Below are 22,891 nucleotides of genomic sequence, written 5' to 3' on the forward strand. Positions count from 1 at the left end.
ATAAAAGAGACTAAAAAAATGGGTAACATTGACAAAAATCGTCGTAAATGGCTTTCATTAGGCGGCATCGTTTTGGGCGCCAGCATGATGCCGAGTACGGTGTTAGCGATGGTCTCTACTCCTAAACCTCGCATTCTTAGCTTCTATAATGTCAACACCAATGAACGATTAAGCGGTGAGTTCTCAGCAACAACTGGATTTAATCGTTCATTACTTGGTAAACTTGATTACTTCATGAGAGATCGCCGTACTGACCAAGTACGCCGAATGGATCCGAATCTCTTCATGAAGTTTTATCATTTACAAAGTGATTTAGGTTTACGTACTACACAAATTGATGTGATTTGTGGCTATCGTAGTGCCGCGACAAATGCCATGCGTCGTAGACAAAGTCGTGATGTAGCAAGCAACAGCTATCATATTAAAGGCCAAGCGATTGACTTTAAAATTCCTGGTGTGCCTTTAGCTAGATTACGCCAAGCGGCTGAAAATCTAGATAGTGGTGGTGTAGGATATTACCCGTATAGCAATTTTATTCACGTGGATACTGGCCCTGTAAGAACATGGCGTGGTGCATAAAAAACAGTTTAATTTTAGACCGCACTTTAGTGCGGTTTTTTGTTATCAACGATAAGGAAAAAAGATGAATATTGAAATTATTCCAGTTACAGCCTTTCAGCAAAATTGCTCACTTATTTGGGATGATGAAAAAAATGCGGCAATTATCGATCCTGGTGGTAATGCGGAAAAGCTTATTCAACTCATTGAGGAATTAGAATTAAACCTAAAAGCAGTCTTATTAACGCATGGCCATCTTGATCATGTAGGGGCTGCTGAAGCGATTCGCGATCATTTTAACATTGAAATCTGGGGCTCACAGGAAGAAGATCGCTTTCTGTTTGAAAGTCTACCACAACAAGCTCAGCAGTTTGGTTTACCTTATATTTCTGCGTTTACACCTGATCGCTGGTTTAATCAAGAAGGCGAAAAAATTCAAATTGGCACATTTACCTTTGAAATTCTGCATCTTCCTGGTCATACACCTGGCCACATTGGTTTTATTGAACATGAAAAAAATATTGCTTTTACTGGCGATGTCCTTTTCCAAAACAGTATTGGTCGTACGGACTTCCCTCGTGGGGATTTCGACACCTTGATCTCATCAATCAAAAATAAATTATTTACATTGAACGATGATATGGTTGTTATTGCAGGACATGGCCCTTACACAACTATTGGACAAGAAAAACGAAGCAATCCGTTTTTGAAGTAAAGATCTGAATTTAAGGCAAAAAAAAGCTCCTAATTTCTTAGGAGCACCAAAAAGGAATTTATGAATAAAATCTCTAAAGTTTAGCTTTATCAAAGGAATCTCGATAAAACGCTAACGATTATATTGACATATTCTGACAAATGCAAGTTTTTTCTTTACACTAATTTACAAATCTTTACAGTTTGCTATTTTTATAACCACTTCGACAGCTTTTTCCATCCCTTCAAGGGTCACTAACTCATGTTTGCTATGGAAATTATAGCCACCAGTAAAGATATTTGGGCAAGCTAATCCTTTTTCCGCTAAAAATGCCCCATCCGTTCCGCCCCGTATTGGTTTGTGATTTGGTGTAATACCACAAGCTTTCATTGCTGCATCAGCAAGCCTAATCGACTGTGGAACATTTTTGACTGTGTCATACATATTTTTGTAACTGTCTTCAATCACACATTCCACAGGTTCCTTCAAACTTTTCTCTCTATTAAATTTTTCTACAAGTTGATAAATAAACGCTTTACGTTGCTCAAAATTAGCTTGGTCAAAATCTCGAATGAGATAATGTAACTCAACTTTCTCAATATCTCCTTTAAAATCATCTAAATGGAAAAACCCCTCTTTTCCCGATGTTTTTTCGGGCACATCATCTTTTGGAAAACCTTGTTGAAACTCACAAGCTAACGTAAGCGCATTCACTAATTTGTTTTTCGCATAACCAGGATGAATTCCCCGTCCTTTAAAGGTGATTTTTGCCGTTGCCGCATTAAAATTCTCATACTCGAGCTCACCCACTTCCCCACCATCAATGGTATATGCCCAATCACAAGGGAAATCGTCTAATGGGAAATAATGCATTCCTAAGCCAATTTCTTCATCAGGCGTAAATGCCACTCGAATATTGCAATGTGGGATATTTTCCTGTTGTAAGACAGAAAGTGCGGTCATAATTTCTGCGATTCCGGCCTTATTATCCGCACCTAGTAAAGTGGTTCCATCTGTCACAATCAAGGTTTTACCAATAAGCTGATGTAAAAATGGATAATACACGGGACTAATAAACTCTTCCCCTAAACCTAATGCAATATCTCCTCCCCGATAGTTTTCGATCACTTCGGGTTGAACATTTTTACCGCTGCATTGTGGTGAGGTATCTAAATGAGAAATAAAACCTATGGTTTGTGTTAAACCGGGATGATTTGAGGGTAAATAAGCCGTGACGACGGCATGCTTAGTCACATTGACATCTTGTAAACCAAGTTCAATTAATTCTTGCTGCAAATGCAAAGCTAATTTCATTTGTCCTGGCGAACTGGGTGAATGTTTTGCAGACGATTTAGATTGCGTATCAAACGCGACATAAGTTAAAAATCGCTGTAATAATTCATTGTTATTATGTTCTTCCATTTTAAAATTCTCCTTTATATCGGCACTAGTCTAATCCCAAAATTCGTTACAGTTCTTGATATATAACAATAAAGTAGAGAGTTATAAGATTTTCTGAAAAAAGTGCGGTCAAATTTTCGATAATTTTTTCCTAAAAACACGATTAAATCCTTTTCATCATTAACAATTCGCTATATCATATCTGTTCAATTTTATGTCGCCCCTGCATCATTTTTTGCAGGTTTATTTCTACTCAGTACCAATCAAATTGGTGAAATTAGGGAGAAAACCAAAGCTAGTGGAAAATCTGGTTCAAAACAAGCCTATTATTGAGCTTCGTTCTATCAAAAAATCCTATGGTTCCAACACAATCATTAATGATTTCAATCTAACCATTAATAACGGTGAATTCGTCACAATTCTTGGCCCTTCTGGCTGTGGTAAAACTACAGTTTTGCGTTTATTAGCGGGTTTAGAAGAATTAGATGAAGGTCATATTATTTTGGACGGTGAGGACATTACTAATGTTCCGGCGGAAAAACGCCACATTAACACCGTATTCCAAAGTTATGCATTATTCCCGCATATGACTATTTTTGATAACGTGGCTTTTGGTTTGCGTATGCAAAAAGTGGCAGAAAGCGAGATTAAACCTCGTGTTCTGGATGCATTGCGTATGGTGCAATTAGAGGAAATGGCCGACCGTAAACCAGCTCAACTTTCTGGTGGTCAGCAACAACGTATCGCGATTGCTCGTGCTGTTGTGAATAAGCCAAAAGTGTTGCTACTGGATGAATCTTTATCTGCGCTGGATTATAAGTTACGTAAACAAATGCAAAACGAACTTAAACAATTACAGCGTCAACTTGGCATTACCTTTATTTTCGTTACCCACGATCAAGAAGAAGCGATCACCATGTCTGACCGTATCGTCTTGTTGCGTAAGGGTAAAATTGCACAAGATGGTTCACCACGTGAAATCTATGAAGATCCAGCTAACTTATTCGTTGCTCGTTTCATCGGTGAAATTAACGTATTTGATGCCACTGTGATTGAACGTAAATCTGACGATGAGCTACTTGCTAACGTAGAAGGTCGTGTATGTGATATTCACACCAGTATCTCTGCTGAAAAAGGTCAAAAACTACAAGTGTTATTACGCCCAGAAGATATTGTGATTGAAGAGCTTGACGAAAATGAGCACTCAAATGCAATTATCGGTCGCATTGTGGATCGTACCTATAAAGGGATGACACTTGAGTCTACAGTAGAATTTGATCATAACGGCAAACGCGTATTAGTAAGCGAATTCTTTAACGAAGACGACCCACATATGGATCACAGTGTTGGTCAACGTGTAGGTATTACATGGCACGAAGGTTGGGAGGTTGTACTCAACGATGAAGATAATCAATAATAAATTCCAGAAAATTACTGTTGCAATTATCTTCAGTTGGTTAATCTTCTTTGTGCTAATTCCAAACTTATTGGTTTTAACCGTAAGTTTTTTAACCCGAGATGGTAGTGACTTTTATGCTTTGCCATTTACTTTAGATAACTACACTAACCTGTTTAATCCGCTTTATGCACAGGTTGTGTGGAATTCATTGTATATGTCTGGCATTGCGACGATTATTTGTTTACTTATTGGCTATCCATTTGCCTTTATGGTCAGCAAAATTAATCCAAAATATCGTCCATTTTTGTTATTCCTTGTGGTATTGCCATTCTGGACAAACTCACTTATTCGTATCTATGGGATGAAAGTATTTCTTGGTGTGAAAGGTGTGTTAAATACCATGTTAATGGATATGGGCATTTTGAGTGAGCCTATTCGTATTTTAAATACCGAAGTAGCTGTAATCATTGGTTTAGTGTATCTCCTTTTACCATTTATGATTCTACCACTCTACTCTGCTATTGAAAAATTAGATGGCCGTTTATTAGAAGCGGCAAGAGATTTAGGCGCAAATGCGGTTCAACGTTTCTTCCGTGTTATTTTGCCTCTAACCATGCCAGGTATCGTAGCAGGCTGTTTATTAGTATTACTACCTGCAATGGGTATGTTCTACGTAGCTGACTTACTTGGTGGTGCGAAAGTATTATTAGTCGGTAACGTGATTAAGAGTGAGTTCTTAATTTCTCGTAACTGGCCATTTGGTTCAGCGATCAGTATCGGTTTAACCATCTTAATGGCATTGTTGATTTTCGTTTACTATCGTGCAAATAAATTATTGAATAAGAAAGTGGAGTTAGAATAATGAGTCGTTTACTACGTAATATTTTTATGTTTGTGGTATACGCTTATTTGTATATCCCAATTATTATCTTGGTGACTAACTCCTTTAACGAAGACCGTTATGGTTTAAGTTGGAAAGGCTTTAGCTGGAACTGGTATGAACGTTTATTTAATAACGATACCTTAATCCAAGCTGCATTCCACTCTGTCACGATTGCTTTCTTTGCTGCAACCTTAGCAACTATTGTGGGTGGTTTAACCGCGATTGCACTTTATCGCTATCGTTTCCGTGGTAAACAAGCGGTAAGTGGTATGTTATTTATCGTCATGATGTCACCAGATATCGTAATGGCGGTTTCTCTACTTGCCTTATTCATGGTTGTAGGGATTTCGTTAGGTTTCTGGTCATTATTATTGGCGCACGTAACGTTCTGTTTACCTTATGTTACCGTAACGATTTTCTCTCGCTTAAATGGCTTTGATGCAAGAATGCTTGAAGCGGCGAAAGATTTAGGTGCTAGCGAAGTCACTATTTTGCGTAAAATTATCCTACCACTTGCCTTACCTGCAGTGGTATCAGGTTGGTTATTAAGCTTTACTATTTCATTAGATGATGTTGTCGTATCGTCTTTCGTAAGTGGTGTAAGCTATGAAATTCTACCGTTACGTATCTTCTCACTTGTAAAAACAGGGGTAACACCAGAAGTAAACGCGTTAGCAACGATTATGATCGTGCTTTCATTAGGATTAGTCATTTTAAGCCAATTAGTTACACGCAAAAATAATCATTAAACATTGATATAAAAAGGTTTCACAAATCTTTTAAGATCAAATAGAATACGCCTTGACGCACAATCAAGGCGTTTTTTTATACCTGCATTAATGCAGGTGGTTTTTTACCCCTCTTTTACGGAGAACAAAGAAAAATGAAAAAATTTGCAGGTTTGCTTACTGCCGGTTTAGTTGCCGCTACATTAACTGCTTGTAACGACAAAGAAGCCAAGTCTGATGCAACAAAAGCACAGGCTCCAGCAAATGATACTGTGTACTTATATACTTGGACTGAATACGTACCAGATGGTCTTTTAGATGACTTTACAAAAGAAACTGGTATCAAAGTTATCGTAGCAAGTCTTGAATCAAACGAAACCATGTATGCCAAAATGAAAACCCAAGGCGATGCTGGTGGTTATGATGTTATTGCACCATCTAACTACTTCGTATCTAAAATGGCACGCGAAGGCATGCTACAAGAATTAGATCACAGTAAATTACCTGTTATCAAAGAATTAGACCCTGATTGGCTCAACAAACCTTATGACAAAGGCAATAAATACTCACTTCCTCAGTTGTTAGGTGCACCAGGTATTGCATTTAATACCAATACCTATAAAGGTTCTGACTTCACTTCTTGGGGTGATTTCTGGAAACCTGAATATGCAAACAAAATCCAATTATTGGATGATGCGCGTGAAGTATTCAACATTGCGTTATTAAAAATTGGTCAAGATCCAAACACCAAAGATCCAGCAATTATCAAGCAAGCTTATGAAGAGTTATTGAAATTACGTCCAAACGTACTTTCTTTCAATTCTGATAACCCTGCAAACTCTTTCATCTCTGGTGAAGTAGAATTAGGTCAGTTATGGAATGGTTCTGTACGTATCGCGAAAAAAGAACAAGCGCCATTAAATATGGTGTTCCCAAAAGAAGGTCCTGTTCTTTGGGTTGATACTTTAGCGATTCCTAAAACCTCTAAAAACCCAGATGGTGCACACAAGTTAATTAACTACTTATTAGGTGCAAAAGCAGCAGAAAAATTGACTTTAGCGATCGGTTACCCAACAGCTAACCTAGAAGCGAAAAAAGTGCTTCCAAAAGAAATCACTGAAGATCCATCAATCTATCCACCAGCAGAAATTCTTCAAAAAAGCTACTGGCAAGATGATGTAGGTGATGCGATTCAATATTATGAACAGTATTACCAAGAGTTAAAAGCAGCAAAATAATGCGCTTTTAAGTGATAACAAAAAGTGCGGTCAAATTGACCGCACTTTTTTATATTTACCATTTTAGAAAAAACTATTTATAGCGTTTTTTTGACGCGTTTTTATCTTGCTCTTGTAAACGCTCAAGCTTTTCTTTAATTTGAATTTCCATACCACGGTTAGTTGGGAAATAATACTGCGTATCTTTCAGTTCCGGAGGGAAGTAATTTTCCCCTGCAGCATAAGCATTTGGCTCATCATGTGCATAACGATATTCAGCACCATAGCCTAATTCTTTCATTAAAGCCGTTGGCGCATTACGTAAATGAGGCGGCACATCAAAATCAGGAAACTCTTTTGCATGTTGTTTTGCCATATTAAATGCGTTGTAAACCGCATTACTCTTCGGCGCTACGGCCAAATAAATAATGGCTTGCGCAATAGCTCGCTCTCCTTCATAGGCACCCACTCTCGTAAAACAATCCCAAGCGGCGAGAGCTACTTGCATTGCTCTTGGATCAGCATTACCCACATCTTCTGAAGCGATAGCTAATAAACGTCGTGCAACATAAAGAGGATCGCCTCCTGCAGTGATAATTCGTGCATACCAATAAAGTGCCGCATCCGCTGCTGAGCCACGAATGGATTTATGTAAAGCAGAAATCAAATCATAGAAGCGATCACCTTGCTTATCAAAACGCGCTTGTCGTTCACCTAATACTTCTTTCAACAAAGTGCGGTCTAATTTTTTACCGTTTTCTGTTTCAGGAGCCATGTCCACCATCAATTCAAGGCAGTTTAAAGCCAGGCGCGCATCACCATTCACATATTCGGCTAATACCTGTAGCAAATTCTCTTCTAAAACTAACCGCTCTTTACCTAATCCTCGCTCAGGATCAGAAATCGCCTGTTGTAAAACTTGTTCGATTTCAGCCACTGTCAATGACTTAAGTAAATAAACTCTCGCACGAGAAAGTAAGGCATTATTTAATTCAAAGGAAGGATTTTCTGTTGTCGCACCAATAAAAATAATCGTACCATCTTCAATATGTGGCAAAAACGCATCTTGTTGGCTTTTATTAAAGCGATGCACTTCATCCACAAATAAAATCGTTTGGCGATCTGCAAGTCGATTTTGTTTAGCTCTTTCAATTGATTCTCGAATTTCTTTCACGCCGCTTGTTACCGCTGAAATTCGTTCAACTTCTGCATTGATGCGATGAGCAATAATTTCCGCCAGTGTTGTTTTACCTGTACCCGGCGGTCCCCACAGAATCATAGAATGAACATGCCCAGCTTGAATTGCTTTACGAAGCGGCTTTCCTTCCCCAATTAAGTGCGTCTGCCCATAATATTGCTCCAAATTAGTTGGACGCATACGGGCAGCTAAAGGACGAAAGTCATTTTCAGCAAAATCAAAATTAAGATTAGACATATTCTTTCCTTAATAAGCAAAAGGTGTGAAGATTATCATTCACACCTTATGGATTATTTTTTACCTTTACGTTGGTCATCCAATTCAACACCTTTCGGTACGCTAAATTGGAATAAGCTATCAGCTAAGGTTTGGTTTGTAATGTTGCGCAACACATAAAGATTGGTTTGACCATCTTTCTCGGTGGTACTGAAATTCTTTAATACACCATTCGCATCTACACGAATATCAAACTGTTTAATATTGCTATTTTTTGCCTTTGGTTTTAGCACAAAGGTATCTGCATTCTGCGTCACTGAATACTGATTCCAGTGGCTTTTATCGTTACTGGTTAAAAGTACGAAAGGGGTATTATTTACCGCGTCTTTCACCCATTGAGCTGTCACTTGTTGTACGAATGGATCGTAATACCAAAGGGTTTTACCATCTGCAATAATTTGTGTTTCTTGTGGTGATTTGGTATCCATACGGAAAAGATTTGGACGTTTAATTTGAAGTTTTCCACTTCCTTGTTGAACATTTTTACCACCAACAGAAGTCACGGTTTGAGAGAAATCAGCACTCAATACTGTCACTTGATTTAAGCGATTTTGCAGCTCATCTGCCGCATCGGCAAAAGCAAAACTACTTGCGCTTAAAAGTGCTGTAAGTGCGGTCATTTTTAATAATGTTTTTTTCATTCTACTTTCCTTTTTGTAAAGTGAAACTTAAGAGAATTAATATTCGGAACGTCGAGCCAAAATTTCTCGTTTTCCATTTTTCATTGGGCCTAAAATACCTTGTTCTTCCAGCTGATCCATAATTCGAGCTGCTCGGTTAAACCCAACACTAAATTTACGTTGAACATAAGAAGTTGATGTATTGCCTGTGCTTAAGACAAACTCAACAACGTCATCAAATAATGCATCAAGATCGCCACTACTTGTCGTTGATTTCTCACCTGAGTCTTCATCGTCCGCACCATCTAAAATGCCATCAATATAATTCGGTTTACCACGTGCACGCCAATCGTCTGCCACACGCGCCACCTCATCATCACTCATAAAGGCACCATGTACACGAACGAGATCCGAAGAACCTTGACCTGAATATAACATGTCACCACGACCCAATAAGGCCTCTGCACCGCCCTGATCCAGAATCGTTCTAGAGTCAATTTTACTTGCTACAGTAAAGGCGATGCGACTTGGAATATTAGCCTTAATCAAACCTGTGATCACATCTACTGACGGGCGTTGTGTTGCTAAAATCAAGTGAATACCAATTGCACGAGCTTTTTGTGCTAAGCGCGCAATTAACTCTTCAATTTGTTTACCTGCAACCATCATTAAGTCCGCAAACTCATCAACAATCACGACAATATAACTCAATTTTTCTAATGGAGGCGGCATCTTATCCATTGTATCGCCAGGCTTCCAAATTGGGTTTGGAATTGGCATATTGAGTTTTTCATATTCTTCAATTTTTTCGTTATACCCTTCAATGTTACGCACACGTAAGGCTGACAATAATTGATAGCGGCGTTCCATTTCTTCTACGCACCAACGCAGTGCATTTGCCGCTTTTTTCATATCCGTCACTACTGGGGTAAGCAAGTGCGGGATATCGTTATAAATAGAAAGCTCAACCACTTTCGGGTCAATCATAATAAATTTCACTTCGTCCGGTGTCACACGGAAAAGTAAACTTAAAATCATGGTATTCACACCAACAGATTTACCAGAGCCTGTTGAACCCGCAACAAGTAAGTGAGGCATTTTAGCCAAATCAACTACAACAGGTTTTCCGCTGATATCTTTCCCCAAAGCCATTGAAAGCAATGATGTTGAGGAACGGAATTCATTACTATCCAGCACATCACGCAATGGCACTATTTGACGGTGTGCATTTGGCGTTTCAATACCAATATAAGGTTTGCCTGGAATCACTTCCGCCACACGGATCGCACGGAACATCAACGCACGTGCTAAATCGGTATCAATACTGGTTACTTTTGATGCTTTTACACCCGGTTGTAATTCAAGCTCATAACGAGTCACCACTGGGCCAACTAACACATCTTGTACCGTTGCTTTGACATTAAAATTCTTTAATTGTTGTTCTATGCGTGCGGATGTGTCTAAAATTTCTTCACGCGTAATGTCTTGAGCCTGCGTTGGACGATGCTCAAGTAAATCTAAACTTGGCAATGGCGTCGTTGGTTTTTCACGTTTATTCGTTGGTTGTTGGAATGCTGGGTGAATAAGCGTATCAGAATACGGCTTATAAGTGGTTTCAGTTGCATTCTCAATATGAATTTCACGTTCTTTAGGTGCTGAAACCGCCGGTTCATTCAAGATCACTTTCAATGCATCTTCTGCATTTGAGGCTTTTGCACGTACTTCCATTTCTTGTAAACGTGCTTGCTCTTGTGCAGCAAACTGACGCGCTAATTCATTTTCTAAACCATCATTTTCTGATTCTAAAGACTCATCATAAGTTGGATAAAGTGCGGTTGTATTTTCAGGTGTTTTAAGTGACACTTTTGGCATCACATTTTCTTCAAAAATGTCATCTGACTCATCCGAACTTTGATGATTCACTTGCGGATTTTTCCATGTAGCTGAAAAATCTTCTTTTGTTGGTAATTCAACGGAAGAAGTAGCTGAAATAGATACATTCGGTAAATTTTCAGATTCAACGGTGAAGCCTTTAAACTTATCTTCTAATTTTTCAACATCTGCAGGCTCTGAAGCACTCGGTGAGGATAACCCACTGATATTAATTAGCTGTTCAGGCTTAACAAAGGTATTCTCAGTCGCCTCCTCTTTCTCATTTTCTGTAGATTCAGTTTCCAATTGAGAATCTGAAAAAGCGAGTTGTTGAGGTGCTTCAATCACAATTTGTTCAAGATCATCCACAGAAGTATGCTCTGCCTGCTCTTCTTCTGCCGGTTGATTTTTCATCGTTAACCAATGATAGAATTTCACAATTAAACTAATTAATGATGCACCAGAACAGAAAATAAAGCCTACAACTGCGCAGATAAAGCCCACTAAAATACAGCCAAACTTACCGAGTGTAGGATATAAATTCACCACTAAGCTGCCACCAAACACGCCGCCAGCTAAATAGTAGTTCGTATTTGAAAGCAGTAACGTTGCCATCATGGTTAAGCCAACGATGAGAGCAATAAAGCCAAAGGAACGTAATGCAATACGGGTTGCCGAGAGAGAATGAACCGCTTTGGTTTTCAGTAAATAAATCGGTACGATAAAAATGACAAATGGAATGAGATGACCGACATAGCCGAGAAAAACAAAAAACGCATCGATTAACCAAGCACCAAAAGCACCGGCTTTATTGATGGTTTCAGTTTGAAAACTTGCTGTAGACCAAGAGTTATCTAATGGCGTATAGCTTGACCATGCCACGATTAAATATAAACCTAAAAGTGCGGTCAATCCGAGTAATAATTCTGCTAAATATTGTTTAGGTGTAAATCGTTTTGTAATTCGTTTAATCATTTTTATTTTAGTACGAGATAATTAGTTTGTTTCACTTCTTCCATTACAACATAAGTTCGGGTGTCATTCACACCTGGTAAGCGCAATAATGTGGTCCCCAATAATTTTCGATATGCCGCCATATCTGCTACACGTGTTTTGAGTAAATAATCAAAATCACCTGATACTAAATGACATTCGAGAATTTCATCAAGCGCTTGAATCGCAGCATTAAACTCTTCGAAAACATCAGGTTTACCACGCACAAGCGTAATTTCAACAATAACCAATAAAGGCGCATCCAGTAATTCAGGATTTAAAAGTGCCCGATAACCCATAATCACACCTTGTTTTTCTAAGCGTTTTACCCTTTCTAAACAAGGTGTTGGCGATAACCCCACTTTCTTTGATAAATCGATATTAGAGATTTTACCGTTGCGTTGTAATTCATTTAAGATTTTGATATCAATGCTATCCAACGCTTTATTTAATTTCTTTTCCATAACCTTTCCTTATGTACGGCGCATATTCTATCTAATTTATCAAAAACTTTCAGTAATCAGACAACAATAGGACAACGTTTTTTTAGAAATTATCCAAAATGGCGAGCGCATCAGCGAGTTTTTTCACCGTAAAAACTTCCATATTTTCGACCGCACTTTTCGGCTTATTGGCAAAAGGGACGATCGCGCGTTTAAAGCCATGTTTTGCCGCTTCACTAATACGTTCTTGACCACTGGTTACCGGGCGAATTTCACCCGCTAACCCTACTTCACCAAAGACAACTAAATCTTGTGGTAATGGGCGATTACGGAAACTCGAAACTAACGCAAGCAATAACGCAAGATCAGCTCCAGTTTCCCCGACTTTTACCCCACCAACGACATTCACAAAAACATCTTGATCCGACATTTGTAATCCACCATGACGATGTAATACCGCAAGCAATAAGGCTAAACGATTTTGCTCTAGTCCTACTGCCACACGACGCGGGTTAGCGAGCATGGAATGATCCACTAACGCTTGAATTTCAACTAAAAGCGGACGCGTTCCTTCCCACAGCACCATCACTGAGCTACCTGGTGTTTGTTCATCTCCTCGACTTAAGAAAATCGCTGATGGGTTTTTCACCTCTCGCAAGCCTTGCTCGGTCATACCAAATACGCCCAGCTCATTCACCGCACCAAAACGGTTTTTATGGCTACGTAACGTACGGAAACGGGAATCAGTCTCCCCTTCCAGCAATAACGAACAGTCAATGGCATGCTCCAATACTTTCGGACCCGCAAGGGTGCCGTCTTTAGTGACATGCCCAACCATAATGATGGCGACTTGTCGAGTTTTCGCATAACGAGTCAGGAAAGAGGCACATTCACGCACTTGTGCCACACTTCCTGGAGAGGATTGAATATCCGAAAGATGCATAACCTGAATCGAGTCCACTACAATAATTTGAGGTTTTAACTGATCCGCTAGATTACAAATTTGCTCAACCGATGTTTCAGATAACATATTTAATTTATCTGTCGGCAAATTTAAGCGATTAGCACGCATCGCCACTTGTTGAAGTGACTCTTCCCCCGTCACATAAAGTGCGGTCATATTTTTTGCTAATCCGCACATGACTTGAAGTAACAAGGTACTTTTCCCCGCACCAGGATGTCCACCAATTAAAATGGCACTTCCCGGTACGATCCCGCCACCTAACACGCGATCTAATTCTTTAAATCCACTGGTGAAACGCGGTGTCTCTTGCAAACTAATTTCAGAAAGCGTTTGGATTTTTGCGCGAGTTTCTCCTGCATACCCGCTAAAACGATCATTTTTTGTGGAATTTGAGGCTGAAATTAACCGCACTTCACTAATCGTATTCCACGCTTTACAGGCTGAACATTGCCCTTGCCAACGCGAAAATTCAGCACCACAATCATTACATACATAAGCGGTTTTAGGAGCTTTTGCCATTTTTATTATCCTTTAGAGAACCCGTTTTACGCCATCAACATCATTAAGCCAAGCATTCTTTCAAAATACGCACGACTCTTTAATAACGCTTTTAACTTCTCAATGGTTTGAATATTATCCTTTGTTTCACTATGAAAGGTAATCAAACCTTTTATTTCATTTAGGAAAAATTGATTACTAGCTAATAACTCAGCTGATCGATTTTCTTCTAGCTTTTCAAACAGGGCTTTGTTGTCATCATAATAATGATAAAGATTGAAAAATGCGCCCACACGCTCAACAGTTTTCATAAAATCAAACGCAAACACATCCGTTGAAAATGAAAGGGTTTCTTCAATCAATTGCTGTTCCATTTTCATGACAGCACTTAATTGTTCGCGAGAATCAACCGCACTTCCCTCACGTTCCTCTTTTAAGAAATCACGCCATTTGTTTAACCAATCAATCAGAAGTGGTTTACTGCCTAGTTGATAGCCGCGTTTTGCTTTGCTTGCTGAACTAAAATAAATATCCTGTTCAAAAGGTAAAAGTGAGACAAAATGGAAAAGATCTGAAACGAGCCCTTCTTTTAATTCAAATTCAATTTCACAAATAGGCTGTGTTTTTTCTCCCGATAAAATTTTCCCTTGATCAAAAGCCACTTCAATTTTTGATGCACCAAACGCAATTAACCAAAAAGTGCGGTTAAAATCTGTTGAGAAAATCGGTTGTAATGTAGCGGAAGGTAAGTTTTCAAATGGATACAATGAGGTTAATTGTGCTGTTGTAGGTACGGAATTATCAGGTATAGATAAATTGTATTCTGGACGGCTATGCAATCCACCAACCACTTTTCCGTCTGTTTTTAAAGTGAGTGTGAAATCATTATTTTCCTGACGGACACGCAATCCCATTTTTTGTTTAGCCAAAAAATGATCGGGATAATCGAAATAGGTATTTCCCAGAAAGACTGTATTTTGTTCTAAGATATTGAATTGATTGAGATGTGTTTTTAGGGTATCGAAAGCATCAGAGGTAACTGCAAGCTTTAATTCAACTTCATTACTCATTTTATTTTTCCTTATCACTTTTAACTGTTTAAATATACATATAATTTTATACAAATCAAGATCTTTTTCGTGTATTTCCTTATAAAATCAGGTAATATGCAACCGAAATTTTAACCCTTGTTATGGAGTAAAACACCTATGGCAATGAATAATATTCTCGGATTATTTGCCCATTCTCCTTTAAAACCACTGCAGAAACATTCTGACAAAGTGACTGAATGTTGTGATTTATTAATTCCATTCTTCCAACATACCTTTGTAAAACAATGGGATGATGCGGAAAAAACACGTCTAGACATTTCTCAATGTGAACGTGAAGCAGATAGTTTAAAACGCGAAATCCGTTTGAAATTGCCTCGCGGTTTATTTTTACCCATTGATCGTACCGATTTACTTGAGTTAGTCACCCAACAAGACAAATTAGCTAACTATGCTAAAGATATTGCGGGTCGTATGATTGGTCGCCAATTTGGTATTCCTGAAGAAATGCAGGAAGAATTTTTGCACTATGTGAAACGTAGTTTAGATTCTATTCATCAAGCGCATTTAGTGATTGAAGAAATGGATAAACTACTTGAAACCGGCTTTAAAGGCCGTGAATTAAAGTTAGTGAACCATATGATTCAAGAGCTAGACAGCATTGAAGACGATACGGATCAAATGCAAATTAAATTGCGTAAAATGCTCTACACGATTGAAAGTCGTTATAACCCTATTGATGTGATGTTCTTATATAAAATCATCGAATGGGTGGGCGTACTAGCCGATCAAGCTCAACGTGTTGGATCTCGCATTGAATTAATGCTAGCCCGTTCCTAATTTTGACGACATTAACTACAACATAGGAAATCACTATGGAAATTATTAATGCATACGGTTCGTGGTTAGTCTTAATTACCGCGGTATTCGGTTTTTTTATGGCATTTGGTATTGGTGCCAACGACGTATCAAACTCAATGGGCACCTCGGTTGGTTCGGGTACCATTACAGCCAAACAAGCGATTATTATTGCCCTCATTTTTGAATCTGCTGGGGCTTATTTAGCCGGCGGTGAAGTAACAGAAACCATCAAAAGTGGTGTGATCGATCCCACTCAATTTGTCGAGATGCCTGATGTATTGGCATTAGGGATGCTTTCTGCTCTCTTTGCATCGGGTGCTTGGTTGTTTATCGCGACAAAAATGGGTTGGCCTGTTTCTGGTACCCATACCATTATCGGGGCTTTAATTGGTTTTGCTTGTATTACAATTGGTCCAAGTTCTGTTGACTGGTCTACCATCGGTGGGATCGTTGGAAGTTGGTTTATCACTCCTGTGATTGCTGGGCTCTTAGCTTATACCATCTTTGCAAGTATCCAGAAGCTCATATTCGATACCGAAGAACCGCTGAAAAACGCACAAAAATATGGCCCTTACTACATGGCGATTACTGTATTCGTACTTTGTATCGTGACCATGGCGAAAGGGTTAAAACACGTTGGTCTAAATCTCTCCAACAATGAAACGCTTGTTATTTCATTGCTTATCAGTGTTGTTGGTATGATTTTCTGCCATTTTTACTTCCGCAGTAACACCTTTACAGCAAAAGCAAGAAAAGGATCGTTTGGATCAGTAGAAAAGATTTTTAGTATCTTAATGCTTTTAACCGCTTGTGCAATGGCGTTCGCACATGGTTCTAATGACGTAGCCAATGCAATTGGTCCGCTTTCTTCTGTGGTATCAATCGTGCAAAATGGCGGGAAAATCCTGAGTGGTGGTGATTTAGCCTGGTGGATTTTACCTTTAGGTGCATTAGGTATCGCTGTTGGTCTTATCGCAATGGGACAAAAAGTAATGGCAACCGTAGGATCGGGTATTACCGATTTAACTCCAAGTCGTGGTTTTGCTGCACAATTTGCAACTGCGATGACTGTTGTTGTGGCATCGGGTACAGGTTTACCAATCTCCACTACACAAACTTTAGTGGGCGCAATCTTAGGTATCGGTTTCGCACGTGGTATTGCAGCGCTTAACTTAACGGTTATCCGTAACATCATTAGTTCATGGGTTGTAACGTTACCTGCTGGTGCATTCTTTGCGATTGTGATTTTCTATATCCTTCGCGCAATTTTCCACTAGTATAATTATTAAAAGTGCGGTTATTTTTCATTTCATTTTCCGACCGCACTTTCTTCATGAATCTAGGAAGTATTATGTCAAAAGTGAGCAAACTTTTATTTTCTTGTGTTCTATTGGGATCAACCATTGGAACGGTACAAGCTGAAACGCAATATGTGACAGAAAATCTGAACACCTATTTACGTCGTGGTGCAGGTGATCAATTTAAGATCGCGGGCGCAATCCAATCTGGCGAAGCGGTAACAGTTTTAGAACAACAAGGAAAATACACCCTAATTCGTGATAATAAAAATCGTGAAGCTTGGATTTTAACCTCTGAACTGAGTTCTACACCAAGTAGCCGTGAAGAAAATCCAAAATTAAAAGCACAGGTACAAGAATTAACGTTAAAGCTGAATCGTGTCGATTCAGATTGGCAACAACGCACAAACGAAATTCAACGCCGTAGCAAACAAGCTGAACAACAAAGCAGTGAATTGCTTGAACAAAATTCACAACTTAAACGTGAATTAGAAATGACGAAAAATAAAAATCGTGATTTAGAAGCCATGCTTGATGCCAATAAACGCGAAATTGCGATTCAATGGTTTATTTATGGCGGTTCTGTGTTAGGCGTAGGTTTGTTAATCGGTCTTGTATTACCTCACATTTTACCTAGACGTAAACGCCGTGATAGCTGGTAATGATTCATCATTGAGGTAGGCATTTGCCTACCTTTTCTTTATATTTTGACGGGAGAGCAAAATGGAAATTTATCTTGTCGGCGGTGCTGTACGTGATCAACTTTTAGGTTTACCGATTAAAGATCGTGACTGGGTTGTCGTGGGTGCTACACCAGAAATGTTGTTAGCCCAAGGTTATCAACAAGTCGGCAAAGACTTCCCTGTTTTTCTTAATCCTGAAAACTATGAAGAATATGCACTTGCTCGCACAGAACGAAAATCAGGTAAAGGTTACACCGGATTTATTTGTGATTTCTCAGATGATATTACGCTTGAACAAGATTTAATTCGCCGAGATCTCAGTATTAATGCCATTGCGCAAGACAAAGATGGCAAGCTACACGATCCTTATCATGGCGTAGAAGATATTCATCAACGTATTTTACGTCATATTTCACCTGCATTTGCTGAAGATCCACTTCGTGTATTGCGTGTCGCACGCTTTGCGGCTCGCTTCCATCATTTAGGTTTCTCTATTGCAGAAGAAACCCTTAAATTAATGGCTGAGCTTACTGAACAAGGTGAGCTCGCCCAGCTCACGGCTGAGCGCGTTTGGATGGAAACAGAAAAAGCATTAAACGAACCGCATCCCGAAATTTATTTTAAAACACTACATCAAGTCGGCGCGCTCAAAGTGCTCTTCCCTGAAGTTGCCGCCTTAGATGGCGTACCGAACCCAGCCAAATATCATCCTGAAATTGATAGTTTTATTCATACCATGCTCGTATTGCAACAAGCGGTTAAACTCACAGAAAATACCGATTTGAATAAAAGTGCGGTCCGTTTTGCCGCAATTTGTCATGATCTTGGCAAAGCTCTTACACCAAAAGAAATGTGGCCAAGTCATCATGGCCACGAAAAAGTAGGGATTAAACCGACTCGTTCATTATGCAAACGTCTTAGAGTACCTAATTATCTTCAAGAACTAGCCGAATTAGCTTGTGAATATCACACGCATGTGCATAAAGCCTTAGAGCTTCGTCCTGAAACAGTGGTGAAACTCTTTAATACGTTTGATGTTTGGCGTAAACCTCAGCGCTTCGAAGAATTTCTATTAGTATGTTTATCTGATACTCGCGGTCGAACGGGCTTTGAAAATAAAGAATACCTGCAAATTGATTATCTCAAAGCGCTCTACCAAGCTGCCCTCGCTGTTGATGTACAGCAAGTCATTGCAGATGGGTTTGAAAAACAAGGTATTCGAGATGAATTAACGCGTCGAAGAATTGCCGCAGTGAAAGCGGAGAAAACTCGCTTAAATGCTTAATCCAGCTTTACTAAAAGTAAACTACCCCTTACAATATGTGCAATTTTTTAGTAAATATTTTGTTATGAAATTATTAAAATCTCTTCTAGCACCTGTATTTGCAAGTGCGATCTTGTCTGCTTGTACACTTGATGCAGAGCGCCCAACAGATGTTCAACATATCGATAAGAACGATATTACGTGGCAACAGCACCTCAAAAAAATCAAACAAATTCAATCTTATAGCACCAAAGGACAAATTGGTTACATCAGTCCACAAGAGCGTTTTTCGAGCCGCTTTGAGTGGCAATATCAAAACCCAAAAGCCTATAAGTTAAAACTTTATTCTCTCATTAGCAAAACAACGCTAACCATGGAGATGCATCCAAATGGCATGACGATTTCGGATAATAAAGGCAACCAACAATCTGACAAAAATGCCAAATTATTGTTACGCGAAATCATCGGAATGGATGTGCCATTAGAGCATTTATCTTATTGGTTAAAGGGTCAGCCAGCAGATAACGCCGATTACCAAGTTGGAACGAATCACCTTTTATCCGAATTTAGCTACCCGCTTGATGGCTCGATGTGGACAGCCGATTACTTAAGTTATCATGCAGATAATTCGATGCCTGAAAATATTCTCTTAAAGAATAAAAGTACATCACAAACCCTAAAAATTCGTGTGGATGAATGGGCGTTCTAATGAAAACACATCACTTTTCGACCGCACTTTCAACTTCTCTTGGAAAGCCTAACCGCTTTCCAAGCCCCGCAAAACTCAATTTATTTCTCTATATAAACGGTAAACTGTCAAACGGCTACCACGAATTACAAACGCTTTTCCAATTTCTTGATTTCGGCGATTGGCTCACCATTGATATTCGCCAAGATAAACAAATTCGCATCACTCCTGAAATTCCAGGCTTACCTCTAGAACAAAATTTAATCTATCGTGCAGCGACACTCCTACAAGAAAAAACAGGCTGTACGCTCGGTGCCACAATTCATTTAGATAAAATTCTGCCAATGGGCGGTGGTATTGGCGGCGGTTCATCTAATGCAGCAACTACCCTCCTTGCTTTAAACTATTTATGGCAAACCCATTTATCCATTGATGAACTTGCAGAGCTCGGATTAAAACTCGGGGCAGATGTCCCCATCTTTGTTCATGGCCAAGCCGCTTTTGCAGAAGGCGTAGGTGAAAAAATCCAATACTGTGAACCACAAGAAAAATATTATGTGGTACTAAAACCTGAAACTGCGATTTCTACTGCAGTGGTCTTTAGCGATCCCGATTTGCCACGCAATACAGAAAAAAGATCCCTTGCCGAACTTTTGAATCAACCGTTTGCAAACGATTGCGAAAAAGTCGTGCGAACTCAATATCCTGAAGTTGAAAAAGCCCTACTATGGTTGCTACAATATGCACCAGCCAGATTAACCGGAACCGGGGCTTGTGTTTTTGCTGAATTTGATGATGAAAAATCAGCACAAGCTGTTTTCCAACAAAAACCGAAAGAATTTTTCGGCTTTGTTGCTAAAGGATTAAATGTTTCACCATTACATGCGATGTTGAAACAACTCTCGACCAACCAATCTATCTACACTCAACCTGAGGTTATATAAAATGCCAGACATTAAACTCTTTGCTGGAAATGCTACGCCTGAGCTAGCGAAAAAGATTTCTGAACGTCTTTACATTTCATTAGGCGATGCCACTGTTGGACGCTTTAGCGATGGTGAAATCCAAGTGCAAATTAATGAAAATGTGCGTGGTGCAGACGTGTTTATTATTCAATCTACTTGTGCACCAACGAATGACAACCTGATGGAATTGATTGTAATGGTTGATGCTTTACGTCGTGCATCTGCCGGCCGTATTACTGCCGTTGTTCCTTATTTTGGTTATGCTCGTCAAGATCGTCGTGTACGTTCTGCTCGTGTGCCAATCACTGCAAAAGTGGTAGCTGATTTACTTTCAACTGTAGGGATTGACCGTGTATTAACTTGTGACTTACACGCAGAGCAAATCCAAGGTTTCTTTGATGTACCAGTTGATAACGTATTCGGTTCACCAGTTTTACTTGATGATATCTTGAAGAAAACCGATCTTGTCAATCCTATCGTTGTTTCTCCAGATATCGGTGGTGTGGTTCGTGCTCGTGCGGTCGCGAAATTATTAAACGATACCGAAATGGCAATTATCGATAAACGTCGTCCACGCGCAAACGTATCACAAGTTATGCATATTATTGGGGATGTCGCAGATCGTGATTGTATCCTTGTGGATGACATGATTGATACAGGTGGTACATTATGTAAAGCGGCTGAAGCATTAAAAGAACGTGGTGCAAAACGCGTATTTGCTTATGCAACTCACGCCGTATTCTCTGGTGCAGCTGCACAACATTTAGCGAGCGATGCCATTGATGAAATCGTGGTAACTGACACTGTTCCACTTTCACCTGAAATGAAAGCACTTGGTAAAGTACGCGTGCTGACTCTTTCAACTATGCTTGCTGAAGCAATTCGTCGTATCAGCAATGAAGAATCTATTTCAGCAATGTTTGAATAATTCTTTCGCTTAGCATTCATTTTAAACGTGCGGTCAGAAAATCCAGTGTTTTTTGACCGCACTTTTTTATGCTGCAACTAAAAATAGGGCAAAAAAAGTGCCCCACTGGGGCACTACTCGGAAAGCAAAATAGATGTCGGCTATTTAAAAATAGCACTTGTTTTTAGTGATTTAAGAATACGGCAAAGCCCTTTATATTGCAAATAGCAATGTTCAAATTTGTGAGCTAAATCACGCTTTTTCTTCACTTTTTTATGTTTGATCGTTTTCGTATAAAAAAAGAGGAGCATACAGCTCCTCTTCTCTAGAAATAGAATTAAATTAACCGTTAATAAATTTTTCGCCTAATTCAATATCCGCACGCAATGTTGGTAACATTGCTTCTAACGCATCTTGTTCAAATTTACTTAAAATACCGATTGGTAAAATTTCTTCCACACCTTCTTTACCTAAACGTACCGGTTGAGCGAAGAAACGTGCGTATTTGCCATCACCTTCTACATAAGTACATTCAACCACAGTTTCGCCACTTAAGCCTTTTACTAATGAACGTGCAAAACGTGCCGCAGCTTGAGCCATAGAAAGTGTCGCAGAACCGCCACCTGCTTTTGCTTCAACCACTTCAGTACCTGCGTTTTGGATACGTTTTGTTAATGGTGCAATTTCCTCTTCTTTCCATTCAGCATATTGAACTTGTGAAAGTAATGGAAGAATCGTTACACCTGAGTGTCCACCAATAACTGGTACACTTGTACGAGAAACATTTAAGCCTTTTAATTCCGATACGAATGTTTCAGAACGTAATACGTCTAAAGTGGTGACACCAAATAATTTACGTTTGTCGTAAACGCCCGCTTTTTTCAATACTTCTGCAGCAATCGCAACAGTCGTGTTCACAGGGTTGGTGATAATACCTACACAAGCTTTTGGACAAGTTTTTGCAACATGTTCAATTAAGTTACGCACGATACCCGCATTGATGTTGAAAAGATCTGAACGATCCATACCCGGTTTACGTGCTACCCCTGCAGAAATTAAAACGACATCAGCATCTTTAAGTGCAGGTGTTGGATCTTCTCCCGCAAAACCTTCTACTTTCACCGCTGTTGGAATATGACTCACATCTTTAGCCACACCTGGTGTCACTGGTGCGATATCATACAGTGCTAATTCACTTTCAGCGGGTAATTGTAATTTAAGTAATAAGGCTAATGCTTGACCAATACCGCCTGCTGCGCCTAATACTGCAACTTTCATAAAATACTCCTCATGTATTAATTAATCCTAACTAGGTAGAATTTTAAAGTCTTAGCCATTAAATTACAAACAGAGAAATTCAATAATGCGATCTAGCTCAAACTTTTCAAACGGCAAATTTATTTTAATTGCCTAAAATGAATTTTTATGCAAT

General features: G+C 39.2%; 21 protein-coding genes. 13 read left to right on the top strand and 8 right to left on the bottom strand.

Going from position 1 to position 22,891, the window contains the following annotated elements:
* The first annotated feature begins 18 nt into the window (after positions 1 to 18).
* Together HMPREF3020_RS02900 and HMPREF3020_RS02905 are read left to right on the top strand one after the other, a co-directional pair.
* On the top strand, positions 19 to 579 hold the full coding sequence (locus HMPREF3020_RS02900; protein ID WP_070775482.1) for a peptidoglycan L,D-endopeptidase MepK: 561 nt from the start codon (positions 19 to 21) through the stop codon (positions 577 to 579).
* A gap of 64 nt (positions 580 to 643) precedes the next feature.
* Complete coding sequence (locus HMPREF3020_RS02905; RefSeq protein ID WP_070775483.1) at positions 644 to 1,273, top strand: MBL fold metallo-hydrolase; 630 nt, start codon at positions 644 to 646, stop codon at positions 1,271 to 1,273.
* A gap of 165 nt (positions 1,274 to 1,438) precedes the next feature.
* Here the strand turns inward: HMPREF3020_RS02905 and pepT are convergent, their stop codons facing one another.
* Complete coding sequence (gene pepT / locus HMPREF3020_RS02910) at positions 1,439 to 2,674, bottom strand: peptidase T (protein ID WP_070775484.1); 1,236 nt, start codon at positions 2,672 to 2,674, stop codon at positions 1,439 to 1,441.
* 277 nt (positions 2,675 to 2,951) lie between these two features.
* Here pepT and potA point away from each other — a divergent pair, with 277 nt between their 5' ends.
* The 4 genes from potA to HMPREF3020_RS02930 all read left to right on the top strand — a co-directional run bounded on the left by potA (position 2,952) and on the right by HMPREF3020_RS02930 (position 6,901).
* Positions 2,952 to 4,070, top strand: coding sequence for a spermidine/putrescine ABC transporter ATP-binding protein PotA (gene potA / locus HMPREF3020_RS02915; RefSeq protein WP_005698520.1), 1,119 nt, complete (start codon positions 2,952 to 2,954; stop codon positions 4,068 to 4,070).
* The gene (gene potB, locus HMPREF3020_RS02920; RefSeq protein WP_005695833.1) at positions 4,054 to 4,914 is read left to right on the top strand and encodes a spermidine/putrescine ABC transporter permease PotB; all 861 of its coding nucleotides are present in this window, start codon (positions 4,054 to 4,056) and stop codon (positions 4,912 to 4,914) included. The genes potA and potB overlap by 17 nt, the downstream gene beginning before the upstream one ends.
* Positions 4,914 to 5,684: a spermidine/putrescine ABC transporter permease PotC gene (gene potC / locus HMPREF3020_RS02925; protein ID WP_005695832.1), complete on the top strand. Its 771-nt coding sequence runs from the start codon at positions 4,914 to 4,916 to the stop codon at positions 5,682 to 5,684. Before potB ends, potC begins: the two co-directional genes overlap by 1 nt.
* 134 nt (positions 5,685 to 5,818) lie before the next feature.
* Positions 5,819 to 6,901 (top strand): extracellular solute-binding protein, encoded by a 1,083-nt coding sequence (locus HMPREF3020_RS02930; protein WP_005698550.1) that lies wholly within the window; start codon positions 5,819 to 5,821, stop codon positions 6,899 to 6,901.
* Positions 6,902 to 6,974: 73 nt separating this feature from the next.
* Here the strand turns inward: HMPREF3020_RS02930 and HMPREF3020_RS02935 are convergent, their stop codons facing one another.
* The 6 genes from HMPREF3020_RS02935 to HMPREF3020_RS02960 form a co-directional block, all read right to left on the bottom strand.
* Entirely contained in the window at positions 6,975 to 8,315 is a 1,341-nt protein-coding gene (locus tag HMPREF3020_RS02935; RefSeq protein ID WP_070775485.1) for a replication-associated recombination protein A, read from the bottom strand.
* Positions 8,316 to 8,368: 53 nt separating this feature from the next.
* Positions 8,369 to 8,995, bottom strand: a complete 627-nt coding sequence (lolA, locus tag HMPREF3020_RS02940) for an outer membrane lipoprotein periplasmic chaperone LolA (protein WP_049384978.1) — start codon at positions 8,993 to 8,995, stop codon at positions 8,369 to 8,371.
* Positions 8,996 to 9,031: 36 nt separating this feature from the next.
* The gene (locus HMPREF3020_RS02945; protein WP_070775486.1) at positions 9,032 to 11,821 is read right to left on the bottom strand and encodes a DNA translocase FtsK; all 2,790 of its coding nucleotides are present in this window, start codon (positions 11,819 to 11,821) and stop codon (positions 9,032 to 9,034) included.
* A 2-nt stretch (positions 11,822 to 11,823) separates the two neighbouring features.
* Positions 11,824 to 12,303: a leucine-responsive transcriptional regulator Lrp gene (gene lrp / locus HMPREF3020_RS02950; RefSeq protein ID WP_005695827.1), complete on the bottom strand. Its 480-nt coding sequence runs from the start codon at positions 12,301 to 12,303 to the stop codon at positions 11,824 to 11,826.
* Between the two features lie 82 nt (positions 12,304 to 12,385).
* Positions 12,386 to 13,765, bottom strand: coding sequence for a DNA repair protein RadA (gene radA, locus HMPREF3020_RS02955; protein ID WP_070775487.1), 1,380 nt, complete (start codon positions 13,763 to 13,765; stop codon positions 12,386 to 12,388).
* Positions 13,766 to 13,791: 26 nt separating this feature from the next.
* Positions 13,792 to 14,814, bottom strand: coding sequence for a CYTH domain-containing protein (locus HMPREF3020_RS02960; protein WP_070775488.1), 1,023 nt, complete (start codon positions 14,812 to 14,814; stop codon positions 13,792 to 13,794).
* A gap of 138 nt (positions 14,815 to 14,952) precedes the next feature.
* On the opposite strand from HMPREF3020_RS02960, the gene HMPREF3020_RS02965 reads away from it, so the two are divergent.
* The 7 genes from HMPREF3020_RS02965 (at position 14,953) to HMPREF3020_RS02995 (ending at position 21,480) form a co-directional block, all read left to right on the top strand.
* Positions 14,953 to 15,633: a TIGR00153 family protein gene (locus HMPREF3020_RS02965; RefSeq protein ID WP_049365956.1), complete on the top strand. Its 681-nt coding sequence runs from the start codon at positions 14,953 to 14,955 to the stop codon at positions 15,631 to 15,633.
* A gap of 35 nt (positions 15,634 to 15,668) precedes the next feature.
* Positions 15,669 to 16,931, top strand: coding sequence for an inorganic phosphate transporter (locus HMPREF3020_RS02970; RefSeq protein WP_049384911.1), 1,263 nt, complete (start codon positions 15,669 to 15,671; stop codon positions 16,929 to 16,931).
* A 74-nt stretch (positions 16,932 to 17,005) separates the two neighbouring features.
* On the top strand, positions 17,006 to 17,614 hold the full coding sequence (locus tag HMPREF3020_RS02975) for a TIGR04211 family SH3 domain-containing protein (protein WP_070775489.1): 609 nt from the start codon (positions 17,006 to 17,008) through the stop codon (positions 17,612 to 17,614).
* A 61-nt stretch (positions 17,615 to 17,675) separates the two neighbouring features.
* On the top strand, positions 17,676 to 18,920 hold the full coding sequence (locus HMPREF3020_RS02980) for a multifunctional CCA addition/repair protein (RefSeq protein WP_070775490.1): 1,245 nt from the start codon (positions 17,676 to 17,678) through the stop codon (positions 18,918 to 18,920).
* A 64-nt stretch (positions 18,921 to 18,984) separates the two neighbouring features.
* Complete coding sequence (lolB, locus tag HMPREF3020_RS02985; protein ID WP_070775603.1) at positions 18,985 to 19,608, top strand: lipoprotein insertase outer membrane protein LolB; 624 nt, start codon at positions 18,985 to 18,987, stop codon at positions 19,606 to 19,608.
* Positions 19,608 to 20,531, top strand: a complete 924-nt coding sequence (gene ispE, locus HMPREF3020_RS02990; protein ID WP_070775491.1) for a 4-(cytidine 5'-diphospho)-2-C-methyl-D-erythritol kinase — start codon at positions 19,608 to 19,610, stop codon at positions 20,529 to 20,531. The genes lolB and ispE overlap by 1 nt, the downstream gene beginning before the upstream one ends.
* A gap of 1 nt (position 20,532) precedes the next feature.
* Complete coding sequence (locus tag HMPREF3020_RS02995) at positions 20,533 to 21,480, top strand: ribose-phosphate pyrophosphokinase (RefSeq protein WP_005698775.1); 948 nt, start codon at positions 20,533 to 20,535, stop codon at positions 21,478 to 21,480.
* 321 nt (positions 21,481 to 21,801) lie between these two features.
* Here HMPREF3020_RS02995 and mdh read toward each other — a convergent pair whose 3' ends face one another.
* Positions 21,802 to 22,737 (bottom strand): malate dehydrogenase, encoded by a 936-nt coding sequence (gene mdh / locus HMPREF3020_RS03000; RefSeq protein ID WP_070775492.1) that lies wholly within the window; start codon positions 22,735 to 22,737, stop codon positions 21,802 to 21,804.
* Positions 22,738 to 22,891 lie beyond the last annotated feature (154 nt).

The organism is Haemophilus sp. HMSC068C11 (assembly GCF_001815355.1).
Taxonomy (GTDB): domain Bacteria; phylum Pseudomonadota; class Gammaproteobacteria; order Enterobacterales; family Pasteurellaceae; genus Haemophilus_D.